The organism is Agromyces sp. NPDC004153 (genome assembly GCF_053603635.1).
The window spans coordinates 960519-975315 of record NZ_JBSGFY010000001.1; the positions used below are offsets into that span (position 1 = coordinate 960519).

Sequence of the window (14797 nt, forward strand, 5' to 3'; positions counted from 1 at the left end):
GGCCCTACTCGGCTCGGCCCCGCCGAGGCGAACCGGCCCCGCGGGCCCCACCGCCCTCTCAGCGCCGCCTCGCCGTGAGCACCCGCTGCAGGATGATGAACACGAGCAGCAGCGCGCCGATGAAGATCTTCGTCCACCACGACGAGAGCGTGCCCTCGAACGTGATGATCGTCTGGATGACGCCGAGCACGAGCACGCCGAGCACGGACCCGAGCACGAAGCCGTAGCCGCCGGTGAGCAACGTGCCGCCGATGACGACCGCGGCGATCGCGTCGAGTTCGGTGCCGATCGCGGTGAGCGGATACCCCGACAGCGTGTAGAAGGTGAACAGCACGCCGGCCAGGCCGGAGCAGAACCCCGAGACGACGTAGACGAGCACCTTGGTGCGCGCCACGGGCAGTCCCATGAGCAGGCCGCTCTGCTCGCCGCCGCCGATCGCGTAGACCGTGCGGCCGAAGCGCGTGGCGTGCAGCACCCACACCGCGATCGCCACGACGACGAGGGCGATGATGACGCTCGGCGTGATCGACATGCCGCCGCCGAGCGGGATGCGCGCGACGGCGAGCTGCACGAACGTCTCGTCGGTGATCGAGATCGAGCTCTGGCTGATCACGTAGCAGAGCCCGCGGGCGAGGAACATCGCGGCGAGTGTCGCGATGAAGGGCTGCACCTTGAAGACGTGGATCATGAGGCCCACGAGCAGGCCGAGCACGCTCGTGAGCACGAGGATCAGCGGGATCACCGTCCACGGCGACCACCCGGTCTGGAGCAGGCTCGCGGCGATCATGCCGCTGAGGGCGACGACCGCGCCGACCGAGAGGTCGATGCCGCCCGTGAGGATCACGAACGTCATGCCCACCGCGAGCACGATGAGGTACGCGTTGTCGACGAGCAGGTTGAGGAACACCTGCCCCGAGAAGAACCCGCGGTAGCGCACGCCGCCGATCACGAAGATCGCGAGGAACAGCACGGCGGTCACGGTGACGGGTCCGTACTTCGGGCTGGTGAGCAGGGCACGGATGCCGCTCCCGAGAGACCGGCGCGAGGGCCCGGGCTGTCCGGGGCCGGCGGGGCGCCCGGCGCGGCCGGGGCGGGCGGGGGCGTCGAGGAGCTTCGTCATGATGCGGCGGCCCCCTTTCCGGCGCGAACGGCCAGTCGTCGTCGGAACCCGCTCAGCGCCTCGGCGGTGGTTGGCGACTGCAGGAGGCACACCACGGTCACGACCGCGGCCTTGAACACCATGGTCGCGATCGGCGGGATGCCGACCGTGTACACCGTGGTCACGAGCGTCTGGATCACGAGCGCGCCCACGAGCGTGCCGAGGAGCGAGTAGCGTCCGCCGGCGAGCGACGTGCCGCCGATGACCACGGCGAGGATCGCGTCGAGCTCGATGAACAGGCCCGTGTTGTTCGCGTCGGCGGCGGCGGTGTTCGCGGTGAGGATGAGGCCCGCGATCGCCGCGCAGAACGCGCAGAACGTGTAGACGGCGAAGAGCAGCCCGCGAGCGCGCACGCCCGCCTGGCGGCTCGCCTCGGGGTTGATGCCGACGGACTCGATGAACATGCCGAGCGCCGTGCGCCGCGTGATGAGCGCCGCGGCGCCGAACACGACGGCCGCGATGATCACGGCGATCGGGATGCCGAACCAGAAGCCCGACCCGAGCGCCTTGAACGGCGGGCTGTTCACCGTGATGATCTGGCCCTCGGTGATGAGCATCGCGACGCCGCGGCCCGCCGTCATGAGGATGAGCGTCGCGATGATCGGCTGGATGCCGAGCACCGCCACGAGGAACCCGTTCCACACGCCGAGCACGAGCGAGATGAGGAGCGCCACGGCGACGGCGACGGCGACCGTGGCGGGGCTCGCCGGCTCGGGCGACCCGAGGATGATCGAGCACGCGACCGCGCCCGAGATGGCGGCGACCGCGCCGACCGAGAGGTCGATGCCGCGCGTCGCGATGACGAGGGTCATGCCGACGGCGATGATGAGCGTCGGCGCGCCGTTGCGCAGGATGTCGATGAGGCTCCCGAACAGGTGCCCCTCGCGCACGGTGACGGTGAAGAAGCCGGGGAACGCGACGAGGTTGATCGCGAACAGGACGAGCAGCATCACGATCGGCCAGAACAGCCGGTGCGCGACGAGCCGGGCGAGCAGGGCGCTCATCGGTCGCCTCCCTGGGCGGGGTCGGTGGTGGGTTCGGGTGCGGTGACGGATGCCGCGGCGGTCGGCGTCGCAGCAGTGGGCGTCGCGACGGCGGCGAGCTGCGCGGCGGATGCCGCGGGCTCGAGCTCGGGCGAGTCGTCGCCCTCCTCGGCGACGGAGCCGTCGGCGATGAGTGCGAGCAGCGAGTCGACCGTGAGGCCGTCGTTCTCGAGGTCGGCGACCACGTGCCGGTCGCGGAGCACGACGATGCGGTGGCTGAGCCGCAGCACTTCCTCGAGCTCGGCCGAGATGAAGAGCACGCTCATGCCGTTCTCGGCGAGGTTGAACACGAGCTTCTGGATCTCGGCCTTCGCCCCGATGTCGATGCCTCGTGTCGGCTCGTCGAGGATGAGCAGGTGGGGCGCGATCGCAAGCCAGCGGGCGAGCAGCACCTTCTGCTGGTTGCCGCCCGAGAGGTTCCGCACGAGCGCTTCGGGGTTGTCGGGCCGGATGTTGAGCGCCTGGATGTAGCTCTGCGTGAGCTCGTCCTGCCGCTTCTTCGGGATCGGGCGGAACCACCCTCGATCGGCCTGCAGTGCGAGCACGATGTTGTCGCGCACCGTGAGGTCGCCGACGATCCCCTCGTCGCGGCGGTTCTCGGACGAGTACGCGATGCGGTGCGAGATCGCCTGCCGCGGCGTGCGGAGCTTCGTGGCCCTGCCGCGGATCTCGAGCTCGCCCTGGTCGGCGCGGTCGATGCCGCCGAGCAGGCGCGCGAACTCCGTGCGTCCGGATCCGAGCAGGCCGGCGAGGCCGACGACCTCGCCCGCGGCGATCGGGAGGTCGGCCGGGTGGATCGCGCCGCGCCGGCCGAGTCCCTCGGCGCTCACGAAGGTCGCGGCATCCGATTCGTCGGCGAAGGACGCCCGCGCGCGCTGCTCGAGGTCGTCAAGGGCCGTGAGCTCCTTGCCGATCATCTTCTGCACGAGGTCGATGCGCAGGAGCTCCTCGGTGAGGTACTCCCCCACGAGCTTGCCGTTGCGCAGGACCGTGAGGCGGTCGCAGATCTCGTAGACCTGGTCGAGGAAGTGCGAGACGAACAGGATCGCGACGCCCTGCTCCTTGAGCGAGCGGATGACGCGGAACAGCTCGGCGACCTCGTCGGCGTCGAGCGACGACGTGGGCTCGTCGAGGATGAGCACCTTGGCCTGCACGTCGATCGCGCGGGCGATCGCGACGAGCTGCTGCACCGCGAGCGAGTGGTCGCCCAGCAGCGATCCGGGGTCGATCTCGAGGTTGAGGCTCTCGAGCAGCACCGCGGCACGACGGCGCATGGCCCGCCAGTCGATCGAGCCGAACCGCCGCGGCTCGCGGCCGAGCATGATGTTCTCGGCGACCGACAGGTTCGGCAGGAGGTTGACCTCCTGGTACACGGTCGAGATGCCGGCGGCCTGCGCCTGCGCCGGACCGCTGAACGACACCTCGTCGCCCGCGAGCGTGATGGTGCCGGCGTCGATGCCGTACACGCCCGTCAGCGCCTTGATGAGCGTCGACTTGCCCGCGCCGTTCTCGCCCATGAGCGAGTGCACCTCGCCGGGGAACATGCGGAAGTCGACGCCGTCGAGCGCCTTCACGCCGGGGAACGAGATCGAGATGTCGCGCATCTCGACGACCGGCGCGACAGCGGATGCCTGGGTCACGAGTCTCTCCATCGAGGGTGGTGGCGGCATCCGCTCGTGCGATGCCGTTGGTCGAGGGTAGGGCATGGCGGGTGTGCGGCACGGTCGCCGCGCACCCGCCGGTCCGGGCGGGCGGATGCCGCGGCATCCGCCCGCCTCGGGCTCAGTACTGGCGGTCGGGCAGCGCCTCGATCGCCTGCTCCTGGTTGAACGTCGTCTCCTCGGTGATGATGCGCGGTTCCACCGAGCCGCCGTCGTTGAGGGTCGTGATGATGTCGACGAGCTGGGCGCCGAGCAGCGGCGAGCACTCCACGATGAAGTTGATCTTGCCGTCGGCGAGCGCCTGCATGCCGTCCTTCACCGCGTCGACCGTGACGATCTTGATGTCCTCGCCGGGAACGAGACCCGCGGCTTCGATCGCCTCGATGGCGCCGAGGCCCATGTCGTCGTTGTGCGCGTAGACCAGGTCGATGTCGGGGTTCGACTTGAGCATGGCCTCCATGACCTGCTTGCCGCCGGCGCGAGTGAAGTCGCCCGTCTGGCTCGCCACGACCTCGAGGTTCGGGTTCTGCCGGATCACGTCGGCGAAGCCCTCGGCCCGGTCGATCGCGGGCGCGGCGCCCGTGGTGCCCTCGAGCTGCACGATGTTGACGGGCTCGGTCGTGTCCTTGTACTCGTCGAGCACCCAGAGGCCGGCCTTCTTGCCCTCCTCGATGAAGTCGGAGCCGAGGAACGAGACGTAGAGCGACGTGTCCTTGCTGTCGACGGCGCGGTCGGTGAGCACCACGGGGATGCCGGCGGCCTTCGCCTCGTTCAGCACCGCGTCCCAGCCGGTCTCGACGACGGGCGAGAACGCGATGTAGTCGACGTCCTGCTGGATGTAGGACCGGATCGCCTTGATCTGGTTCTCCTGCTTCTGCTGCGCGTCGGAGAACTTGAGCTCGATGCCGGCCTCCTCGAACGAGGCCTGGATGTCCTTGGTGTTCGCGGTGCGCCAACCGCTCTCGGCGCCGACCTGGGCGAATCCGACGACGAGTTCGTCGAGGGGCTTGGGACCCTCGGCCGCGGCACCGCCGCCACCGCCTGCGCAGCCGGCCAGCGCGACGAGCATCGCGCCCGCTGCGGCGATTCCGATGAGCTTCTTCATCAGCGTGAACCTCCTTGTTCAGTGGTGCCGGCGAAGCCTGCGTTGCTGCGTTCCTGGTGCGCCGGGTCGCCAGTCCATTCTGGCGGCACTCGTGATGTTAGCGCTCACTTGTGAGCGCTCACAAGTACGAGTTCGGTAACGGATGCATCACGGCCGGTGGTCGTCGGTGTGATCACGCTCTCTCGCGCTGATCACGCCGTTTCCGTCGGGCGGGCCAGCCGCTTGGGCGGCGTGTGCGGTGTCGACCCCCTGCGGAATGTGAGCGCTCAACTTCTCAGATGCCGCGCCCGTCGGGCCGCCTCCCGGAGCACGTGCTACGTGGCATCCGGATTCAGGCGATCGACGCCGATTCAGGCAGATCCCGCGGATCCCGGCCTGAATCCCGCGCGATCGCCTGAACCGCGACCCCTCGGCGGGTGGGATGCGGGGCACGGGAGCGGAGCCACGAGCGCGAGCGGCGCGTCGCGTCGGGTCGCGTCGCGTCGCACCGCGTCGCGGCGCACCTTGAGCGGAATCCCAATCGCGCGCTGGAATCCCGTTCGAGCGGGATTCCAGCGCGCGAACGGGATTCCGGCCCGGCCTCAGCGCCGGCGGGGCGGCCGCGCGCGGCGGTTCACGCCGGCGGGGCGGCCGCGCGGCGGTTCACGCGGGCGTAACCCGACCGGGGCAGACTCGGCGTATGACCGAACCGTTCCACCTCATCGTCGGCGCGGGGCCTGTCGGCCGGGCCCTCGCCGTGCAGCTGGCCGACGCGGGCACGCCCGTGCGCGTCGTCACCCGTTCGGGCGGCGGACCGGAGCATCCGGGCATCGCACGCCTGGCCGTCGACGCGAGCGATCCCGATCGCCTCGAGGAGGTCGCCCTCGGCGCCGAGGTCGTCTACAACTGCGCGAACCCGGGCTCGTACCCGAAGTGGGAGCGCGTCTGGCCACCGCTCGCGGCGTCGATCCTGCATGCCGCCGAGGCATCCGGTGCCGTGCTCGTGACGATGGGCAACCTCTACGGGTACGGGCCCGTCGACGGCCCGATGCGGCGCGATACGCCCCTGCGCCCGACCGACCACAAGGGCGAGCTCCGCGCGCGGATGTGGCGCGACGCGCTCGCCGCGCACGAGGCCCGCCGCGTGCGGGCCACCGAGGCCCGCGCCTCCGACTACCTCGGGCCGACCGCGCCCACCTCGAGCGGCCTGCTGCCGATGTACGCCGACGCCACGCTCGCCGGACGCCGCGCGACCGTCTTCGGCGACCCTGACGCGCCGCACTCCTGGACCGCCGTCGACGACATCGCGTCGACGCTCGCGGTGCTCGGCCGCGACGAGCGGGCGTGGGGCTCGCCGTGGCTCGTGCCCTCGAACCCGCCACGCAGCGTCCGCGAGGTGCTGCGCGCCCTCGGCGAGCGCGCCGGCACCGGCGAGCCGAGACTGCGACGGATGCCGCGCTGGACCCTTTCGACGCTCGGACTCGTCGTGCCGATCCTCCGCGAGGTCACCGGCGTGCTCTACCAGTTCGAGCGGCCATTCGAGATCGACGCCACCGAGACGACCGCGACGTTCGGGATCGAGCCGACCGACTGGGAGGCGCTCCTCGACGCGACCGCGGCGGCGTGGCACGAGCGCGCGGTGGCGCGCTGAGCGCGGGCTCCAGTCAGCTCTTCGCGGCCTTGGCCGCGGCCTTCGCCGCCTGCTTCGTGGCGCGCACCTTGGCGAGCGACTCGGCGCTCGTGATGTCGGCGACCGAGGCGAAGCCGCCCTCTGCGCCGTAGTGCGGACCGGCGGCCTCGCGCCACCCGGCGGCCTCGACGCCGAGCTGCTTGCCTAGGAGCGCCAGGAAGATGCGCGCCTTCTGGTCGCCGAACCCCGGCAGCGCTTTGAGCCGGCGCAGCACCTCAGGCCCGTCGGGATCGCCCTGCGTCCAGATCGCGGACGCGTCGCCGCCCCAGTCGTCCACGACCGCCTTCGCGAGCGACTGCACGCGCCCCGCCATCGAACCCGGATAGCGATGCACCGCCGGAGGCTGCTTGAACACCTCGACGAACCCCTCGGGATCGTAGGCCGCGACGGTCTCGGGATCGATCGAGCCGACGCGCTGCGAGATCTTCAGCGGACCCGCGAACGCGGTCTCCATCGCGATCTGCTGGTCGAGCAGCATGCCGACGAGCAGGGCGAACGCGTCGGTGCTGAGCAGCTCGTCGGCCGCGGAATCGCCGGTGATGTTCAGTGCCATGCGTCCTATCCTCGCACTGGGGGCCCTTCGAGGCATCCGTTGCGAAGCGGACAGAAGCTGACCGGATGTCGCGCCACACTGGTCCCACGAGAACACGCCTGAGGAGGCATCCGCATGGACTGGAAGATCGAACTCATCCACGTGCCCGTCAGCGACGTCGACCGCGCGATCGAGTTCTACGTCGACAAGGTCGGCTTCAACCTCGATCACGACCAGCGCGTCAGCGACGACCTGCGCTTCGTGCAGCTGACCCCGCCCGGGTCCGCCTGCTCGATCGCGATCGGCCAGGGCCTCGGCGCCACGCTCGCGCCGGGATCGCTCGACGTGATCCAGGTGGTCATCGACGACGCGGATGCCGCGCTCGAGCAGCTGCGGGCGAAGGGCGTCGACGCCGAGGGCGTCGACGAGCAGGCGTGGGGTCGGTTCGTCACCTTCCGCGACCCCGACGGCAACCGCTGGACGCTGCAGCAGCTGCCCGCCTGGCGCTGAGCGCGGCGGGGCCTGAGGCGGCGCCGAGCGCCGCCGCTGCGGCCGAAATGCATGAGAATCCGGGAGGAAGGCGCGCTGGGCGGCCTACCGACCGGATTCTCATGCATTCGGCGAACGCGATGCAGGCGTGACCGGCGCTATTCGCGGGGCGCCGCCGTGCTCTCGCGCACGACGAGCTCGGGCACGCGCGCCGTGCGGTCGGGCGCGCTCGGTTCGTCGCGCAGCACGTCGAGCACCGTCGCCATGATGTCGCGGCCGAGGCCGTCGAAGTCCTGGCGCATGGTCGTGAGCGCCGGGGCGAAGTACGCCGCCTCGGGGATGTCGTCGAAGCCGATGACGCTCACGTCATCGGGCACGCGCCGGTCGGCACGCCGGAACGCGGCGAGCAGTCCGAGCGACATGTGGTCGTTCGCGACGAACACCGCGGTGACGGTGGGGTCCGCGAGCAGCTCCTCCCCCGCCGCGTGCCCCGACGCGGCGAGCCAGTCGCCGACGATGGGCTCGCGCGGCTCGAGGCCGTGCTCGCGCATCGCGTCGTCGAACCCGCGGCGGCGCTCCGCGGCATCCATCGAGTCGGCCGGGCCCGTGACGTGCCGGATCTCGCGGTGCCCGAGCCCGATGAGGTGCTCGGTCGCGAGGCGCGCGCCCGTGTACTGGTCGAGCGAGACGCGGTGCAGGCCTGGTTCGTCCTCGGATGCCACAGCGACCACGGGCACGCCGGCGTCGATGCCGTGCAGCACCTCGACGCCCTCGCGCTCGCCCGAGATGAGCACGATCGCCTCGACCCGCTGGAGTGCGAGCCGGTGCACCGCCCGGGTGAGCGTGTCGGGGTCGAGCGTGCGCATGCTGGCCTGGCTCACGGTGTAGCCCGCGTCGCGCGCGGCCTCGTTGAATCCGAGCGCTGCGCTCGCCGGGCCGTAGTCGGGGCGTCCGGCCTGGATGAGCCCGATCGAGCCCGACCGGCGCTTCGCCATGGCGCGCGCGGCCGGCGACGGCGTGTAGTTCAGCTCGGCGATCGCCTGCTCGACGCGCAGCTTCGTCGACGCCGCGACCCCGCTGAGGTCGTTGAGCACGCGCGAGACCGTCTGGTGCGAGACGCCCGCACGACGTGCCACGTCGAACATGGTCGGCACGCCGGCGGGCTCGGCCGCGGCATCCGTCGCAGCCGCGTCAGACCCGGCGGGCTCGGTCGCGGCATCCGTCGCAGCCGCGTCAGACCCGGCGGACCCGGCCGCGGCATCCGTCGACGATGCCTCGGTCGCCGCTGGCTCGGCGGCCTCAGGCGCTTCCGGCACGGACGCCCCGCTCGCGGCATCCGCGTCGGTCGGGGCATCCGTGTCGGCCATGCGCTCGCCGCTCAGAGGCCCTGCGCCAGTCGGTAGTACGCCTGGTTCCAGCGCACCTCGTGCTCGAAACCGCGCTGGGTGGTGTCGTCGTCGATGACGAGCAGCTCGACCTTCGCCATGTCGGCGAAGTCGCGGAACACGTCGATGCCGATCGCGGTCGACATGACCGTGTGGTGCGCCGCACCGGCGGTGAGCCACGCGGCGGCCGACGTCTGGAAGTCGGGGGCGGGCTTCCAGATCGCGCGGCCCACGGGCAGCTTGGGCAGCGGATGCCGCGGCTCGACGTTCTCGACGACGTTCGCCGTGAGGCGGAACCGGTCGCGCAGGTCGCTCATCGCGACGACGACGGCCGGACCGGGGTCGGCGGTGAAGACCAGGCGCACCGGATCCTCCTTGCCGCCGATGCCGAGCGGGTGGATCTCGAGCGACGGCTTGGCGGTCGTGATCGACGGCGCGACCTCGAGCATGTGGGCGCCGAGGATGAGCTCGTCGCCGGGCGTGAGGTCGTAGGTGTAGTCCTCCATCAGGGTCGCGCCGCCGGGCAGGCCCGCGCCCATCACGTTGGCGATGCGCACGAGGACGGCCGTCTTCCAGTCGCCCTCGGCGCCGAAGCCGTAGCCCTCGGCCTGCAAGCGCTGCACCGCGAGGCCGGGCAGCTGCTGCAGCGCGCCGAGGTCCTCGAAGCTCGTGGTGAACGCGCCGAAGCCGCCCTCCTCGAGGAACGAGCGCAGCCCCAGCTCGATCGCCGCGCCGTAGCGCAGCGAGTCGTGGCGGTCGCCGCCGCGCCGCAGCTCGGGCGCGACGTCGTACTCGTCCTCGTAGAGCGCGACGAGCTGGTCGATCTCGGCGTCGGATGCCGCGTGCACGGCATCGGCGAGCTCGTTCACGCCCCACGTGTTCACCTGCACCCCGAAGCGCAGCTCCGCCTCGGTCTTGTCGCCCTCGGTCACCGCGACGAAGCGCATGTTGTCGCCGAAGCGGGCGAGCTTCAGGCTGCGGGATGCCGCGAGGCCGGCCGCCGCGCGCTGCCAGGTCCCGAGCTCGCGCTGCACGCGCGGGTCGGACGCGTGCCCGACGATCGTCTTGCGCGGCACCCCGAGGCGCGTCTGGATGTACCCGAACTCGCGGTCGCCGTGCGCGGCCTGGTTGAGGTTCATGAAGTCGAAGTCGATGTCGTCCCAGGGCAGCTCGACGTTCGCCTGCGTGTGCAGGTGCGCGAGCGGCTTCTGCAGCGCGTCGAGGCCGGCGATCCACATCTTGGCGGGGCTGAACGTGTGCATCCACGCGACGAGGCCGATCACGTTCTCGGCGGCGTTCGCCTCGAGCACGACCTTCTTGATCGCCGCCGAATCGGTGAGCACGGGCAGCCAGACGATCTTCACGGGCACGTCGGATGCCGCGTCGAGCGTCTCGGCGATGCGCTGCGACTGCTCGGCGACCTGCGCGAGCGTCTCGGGGCCGTAGAGGTGCTGGCTGCCGGTGAGGAACCAGACCTCGTACGCGTCGAGCGAGGTCTGGAGCGGGGTGCGGGTCATGCGAATGTCCTTACTTCTGCGATGAGTTCATGTGGCGTGTGGCGTGCCGTGCGGTTGCGCGTTCGCCGGTCGGTCTCCTCGAGTGGGCGATGTCGGCGGTCCCTTCGCGGATCATTTCGCCAAGATCGCCCACTCGGGTCAGAGGGCTTGCACGGCGGCGGCCTCAGCGGCGAGGCCGTCGCGGTAGCGGTCGAGGAAGGCGGCGAAGCCGGCGACATCCGAGGCATCCGGCTCGACGATCTCGAACGCGGCATCCGCGAAGACCCGCTCGTCCAGGTAGGCGCCGAGGTCGAGCTCGTCGGCCGACGACAGGTACGACGCGAGCACCGCGATGCCCCAGGCGCCGCCCTCCGAGGCGGTCTCGCCGACCGCGACGGGCGCGTCGAGCGCGCCGGCCAGGAACCGCTGCGCGACGCCGGCGGTGCGGAAGATGCCGCCGTGCGCGAACATCCGGTCGAGCTCGACGTTCTCGTTCGCGAGGACGTTCATGCCGAGCGCGAGCGTGCCGTACACGCCGTAGAGCTGCGCGCGCATGAAGTTCGCGAGCGTGAGCCGGCTGTCGGGGGTGCGGACGACCATGGGCCGCCCCTCCTCGAGCCCGGCGATCGGCTCGCCCGCGAGCTGGTTGTAGGCGAGGAGGCCGCCGGCATCCGCGTCGCCTCCGAGCGCCTCGCGGAAGAGCACCTCGAACACCGCGTCGTTGTCGACCTGGGCACCGGATGCCGCCGCGAACCGCGCGAACAGTCCCGCCCACGCGGCAAGCTCGCTCGCGCCGTTGTTGCAGTGCACCATCGCCACGGGATCGCCGGCGGGCGTCGTGACGAGGTCGAGCTCGTGGTGCGCGTGCGACAGGGCGCGCTCGAGCACGACCATCGCGAAGATGCTCGTGCCGGCGCTGACGTTGCCCGTGCGCGGGGCGACCGAGTTCGTCGCGACCATGCCCGTGCCGGCGTCGCCCTCGGGCGGGCACAACACGACGCCGGGACGCAGGGCGCCCGTCGGGTCGAGGAGTGCGGCGCCCTCGGCGGTCAGCTCGCCTGCCGGCCGGCCGGCCGGGAGCACCTCCGGCAGGAGCTCGGTCAGCTGCAGGCCCGGGGCTCGGTCGGCCACGAGCGCATCGAAGACCTCGACGAGGCGAGCGTCGTAACCGTTCGAGGTGGAGTCGATCGGGAACATGCCCGACGCGTCGCCGATGCCGAGCACCTTGCGCCCGGTGAGCTTCCAGTGCACGTAACCGGCAAGGGTGGTGACGAAGGCGACCTGCGGCACGTGCGACTCCTCGTCGAGGACCGCCTGGTGCAAATGGGCGATCGACCAGCGCAGGGGGATGTTGAGCCCGAACCGCTCGCTGAGCTCGGCGGCGGCGGGCCCCGTCGACGTGTTGCGCCACGTGCGGAACGGCACGAGCAGCTCGTCGTCGGCGTCGAACGCGAGGTAGCCGTGCATCATCGCCGAGACGCCGATCGCGCCGAACGTCTCGGGCTGCACGCCGTAGCGACGGCGCACGTCGGCGACGAGGTCGGCGTAGGCCGCCTGCAGCCCCGTCCAGACCGCATCGAGCGAGTAGGTCCAGCGACGGTCGACGAACTCGTTCTCCCATTCGTGGCTGCCGACGGCGAGCACCTGCGTCGGGTCCTCGCCGACGAGGCACGCCTTGATGCGGGTCGAGCCGAACTCGATGCCGAGCGACGTGCGTCCGTCGAAGATCGCGGCGCGCGCGGCATCCGTCGTTGCGGCATCCGTCGTGTGCTGGGTGTCGCTCATCGGCGTGCGTCCTCACTCTGTCCGTAGACGTTCTGGTAGCGGTCGTAGAGCCGGTCGATCGCGTCCTGCGGGATCGGGACCAGCGGGCCGGCCTCGCGTGCGAAGTGCACGCTGCGGGCGACGTCCTCGACCATGACCGCGGCCTTCACGGCGTCCTTCGCGTTCGACCCGATCGTGAACGGGCCGTGGTTCCGCATCAGGACCGCCCGCGACCGGTGACCGCGGAGCGTGTCGACGATGCCCCTGCCGATCGAGTCGTCGCCGATGATCGCGAACGGACCCACCGGGATCGGCCCGCCGAACTCGTCGGCCATGGCCGTGATCACGCACGGGATCTCCTCCCCGCGCGCGGCCCAGGCAACGGCGAAGGTCGAGTGCGTGTGCACCACGCCGCCGACCTCGGGCATGTTGCGGTAGACGTAGGCGTGCGCGGCGGTGTCGCTCGAGGGCGCGCGCTCGGAGCCCAGCGTGCCGGGGACCACATTGCCGTCGAGGTCGCAGAGGATCATGTTCGCGGCCGCGAGGTCGTCGTAGCTCACGCCCGACGGCTTGATCACGAACAGGTCGGCGCCCGGGACGCGGCCCGAGACGTTGCCGCCCGTCCAGACGACGAGCCCGTACCGGGTGAGCTCGCCGTGCAGGCCGGCGACGTCCTCGCGCACCTGCGCGATCGCCGCCTCGACGTCGGGCGCGAAGACGGATGTCGCGCGGCTCACGCTGCCGCCGTCCGCCTGGTGGCCTCGAACCAGCGGTCCATGCGCTCGGCCACCTCGGCCCCGTCCTCCGACGACTGCAGCCCCCGGACGAAGTCGGCGAACTCGTCGAGCGCGCTGCCCGTCACGTACTGCTGGTCGGACACGGGGACTCCTTCGTCGAGGGCGTTTCGTTAGCGCTAACGAAGCACGATGTTAGCGCTAACGAAGCCCAGTCTCAACCCGTATCACCCGTCGTCCTGGCTTGCCCTTCCCCGAATGCAGGAAGAACCGCGCGACGCGCCGTCCGACGTGCTCTGACACGCGGCCCGCGCTAGAGGACTTCCTGCATTCGTGGGGGGACCCGCGGGACGGGGAGGCGAGGTCGGGCCGTGGAGAAGTCGGGCCGCGGAGTGAGTGAACTCGGGCGGCAGGGAGGGCGAACGGGAAGGGATGCCGCGGCATCCGGAGACGGCGAAGGGGGGCGGATGCCGCGGCATCCGCCCCCAGGGTCACCACACCCTACTGGCCGCCGGAGCGACGCTTGTTGTACACGTCGAAGGCGACGGCGAGGAGCAGCACGAGGCCCTTCACGGCCTGCTGCCACTCGATGCCGATGCCCATGATCGACATGCCGTTGTTCAGGACGCCGATGATCAGACCACCGATGATCGCGCCGCCGATCGTGCCGACGCCGCCCTGCACCGCCGCGCCGCCGATGAACGCGGCCGAGATCGCCTCGAGCTCGAAGCCGTCGCCGGCCTTCGGACCCGCGAGGTTGAGTCGGGCGGTGAAGATGAGGCCGGCCAGCGCGGCGAGCACGCCCATGTTGACGAACAGCCAGAAGTCGACGCGACGGGTCTTGATGCCCGACAGCTCCGCGGCGTGGCGGTTGCCGCCGATCGCGTAGATGTGGCGGCCGAAGACGGTGCGGTTCATGATCACGCTGTACACGAGCACGAGGATCGCGAGGATGATCAGCGTCACCGGGATGCCCTTGTACTGGGCGAGCGAGTAGGCGAAGAAGCCGATCGCGGCCGACACCAGCACGAGCTTGGTGACGAACCACACCATGGGCTCGACCTCCTGGCCGTACTTCTGGCGGCCGCGGCGGGTGCGCACCTGCTGCACGATGAGGATGACGATCGCGAGCGCGCCGACGCCGAGCGTCAGCGGGTCGATCTCGAAGTCGCCGAAGACGTCGGAGAGGAAGCCGTTGCCCAGCGCGCGGTACTCGGCGGGGAACGAGCCGATGTTCGCGTTGCCGAGCACGACGAGCGCGAGGCCGCGGAAGATGAGCATGCCCGCCAACGTCACGATGAACGCGGGGATGCCGACGAAGGCGACCCAGAAGCCCTGCCAGACGCCGACGAGGGCGCCGATGCCGAGCGACAGGATGACCGACAGCCACCACGGCAGGCCCCACTGCACGGCGAAGACGCCCGAGCATGCGCCGACGAACGCGGCGACGGAGCCGACCGACAGGTCGATGTGGCCGGCGATGATGACCATCACCATGCCGATCGCGAGCACGAGGATGTACCCGTTCTGCACGACGAGGTTCGAGATGTTCTGCGGACGCAGCAGGATGCCGTTCGTCAGGATCGAGAACAGCACGACCACCGCGATCAGCGCGATGAAGATGCCGTTCTTGCCGAGGTCGGACAGGACGTGCGACAGCCAGTTCGTGAACTTGTTGTCGGACGGGTTGATGTTGCCGCCGACGGCCTGCGACTCACCGGTGGGACCGGAGGGCGTCTGGGTTGAGGTGTTCGACATGG

The 14797-nt window shown here is 70.8% G+C and carries 13 protein-coding genes; 2 read left to right on the forward strand and 11 right to left on the reverse strand.

What is annotated here, in order from left to right; genetic code table 11:
* Nucleotides 1-58 precede the first annotated feature (58 nt).
* From yjfF to ACWEOH_RS04575, 4 genes are all read right to left on the reverse strand, one after another.
* Nucleotides 59-1120: a galactofuranose ABC transporter, permease protein YjfF gene (yjfF, locus tag ACWEOH_RS04560; protein WP_452028640.1), complete on the reverse strand. Its 1062-nt coding sequence runs from the start codon at nt 1118-1120 to the stop codon at nt 59-61.
* Complete coding sequence (locus tag ACWEOH_RS04565; RefSeq protein WP_452028642.1) at nt 1117-2163, reverse strand: ABC transporter permease; 1047 nt, start codon at nt 2161-2163, stop codon at nt 1117-1119. The genes yjfF and ACWEOH_RS04565 overlap by 4 nt, the downstream gene beginning before the upstream one ends.
* Nucleotides 2160-3872 carry a sugar ABC transporter ATP-binding protein gene (locus ACWEOH_RS04570; protein ID WP_452028644.1) on the reverse strand — a complete coding sequence of 571 codons (1713 nt, stop codon included), beginning with the start codon at nt 3870-3872 and terminating at the stop codon, nt 2160-2162. The genes ACWEOH_RS04565 and ACWEOH_RS04570 overlap by 4 nt, the downstream gene beginning before the upstream one ends.
* Before the next feature lie 112 nt (nt 3873-3984).
* A complete protein-coding gene (locus ACWEOH_RS04575; protein ID WP_452028646.1) occupies nt 3985-4968 on the reverse strand; it encodes an ABC transporter substrate-binding protein in 984 nt (327 codons plus the stop codon).
* 679 nt (nt 4969-5647) lie between these two features.
* On the opposite strand from ACWEOH_RS04575, the gene ACWEOH_RS04580 reads away from it, so the two are divergent.
* A complete protein-coding gene (locus ACWEOH_RS04580) occupies nt 5648-6598 on the forward strand; it encodes an NAD-dependent epimerase/dehydratase family protein (protein WP_452028647.1) in 951 nt (316 codons plus the stop codon).
* Nucleotides 6599-6611: 13 nt separating this feature from the next.
* Here the strand turns inward: ACWEOH_RS04580 and ACWEOH_RS04585 are convergent, their stop codons facing one another.
* On the reverse strand, nt 6612-7190 hold the full coding sequence (locus tag ACWEOH_RS04585; RefSeq protein ID WP_452028649.1) for an HhH-GPD-type base excision DNA repair protein: 579 nt from the start codon (nt 7188-7190) through the stop codon (nt 6612-6614).
* A gap of 114 nt (nt 7191-7304) precedes the next feature.
* Between ACWEOH_RS04585 and ACWEOH_RS04590 the strand changes: the two genes are divergently transcribed.
* Nucleotides 7305-7679 carry a glyoxalase superfamily protein gene (locus ACWEOH_RS04590; protein WP_452028651.1) on the forward strand — a complete coding sequence of 125 codons (375 nt, stop codon included), beginning with the start codon at nt 7305-7307 and terminating at the stop codon, nt 7677-7679.
* Nucleotides 7680-7816: 137 nt separating this feature from the next.
* On the opposite strand, the gene ACWEOH_RS04595 is transcribed toward ACWEOH_RS04590, so the two are convergent.
* The 6 genes from ACWEOH_RS04595 to mmsB form a co-directional block, all read right to left on the reverse strand.
* Nucleotides 7817-9025, reverse strand: coding sequence for a LacI family DNA-binding transcriptional regulator (locus ACWEOH_RS04595; protein ID WP_452028653.1), 1209 nt, complete (start codon nt 9023-9025; stop codon nt 7817-7819).
* An 11-nt stretch (nt 9026-9036) separates the two neighbouring features.
* Nucleotides 9037-10560 (reverse strand): L-arabinose isomerase, encoded by a 1524-nt coding sequence (araA, locus tag ACWEOH_RS04600; RefSeq protein WP_452028655.1) that lies wholly within the window; start codon nt 10558-10560, stop codon nt 9037-9039.
* Nucleotides 10561-10698: 138 nt separating this feature from the next.
* Nucleotides 10699-12324 (reverse strand): xylulokinase, encoded by a 1626-nt coding sequence (locus tag ACWEOH_RS04605; RefSeq protein ID WP_452028657.1) that lies wholly within the window; start codon nt 12322-12324, stop codon nt 10699-10701.
* Nucleotides 12321-13040, reverse strand: coding sequence for an L-ribulose-5-phosphate 4-epimerase (locus tag ACWEOH_RS04610; RefSeq protein WP_452028658.1), 720 nt, complete (start codon nt 13038-13040; stop codon nt 12321-12323). The genes ACWEOH_RS04605 and ACWEOH_RS04610 overlap by 4 nt, the downstream gene beginning before the upstream one ends.
* Nucleotides 13037-13183, reverse strand: coding sequence for a hypothetical protein (locus ACWEOH_RS04615; RefSeq protein WP_452028660.1), 147 nt, complete (start codon nt 13181-13183; stop codon nt 13037-13039). Before ACWEOH_RS04615 ends, ACWEOH_RS04610 begins: the two co-directional genes overlap by 4 nt.
* A gap of 355 nt (nt 13184-13538) precedes the next feature.
* Nucleotides 13539-14795: a multiple monosaccharide ABC transporter permease gene (mmsB, locus tag ACWEOH_RS04620; RefSeq protein WP_452028662.1), complete on the reverse strand. Its 1257-nt coding sequence runs from the start codon at nt 14793-14795 to the stop codon at nt 13539-13541.
* Nucleotides 14796-14797: the final 2 nt, after the last annotated feature.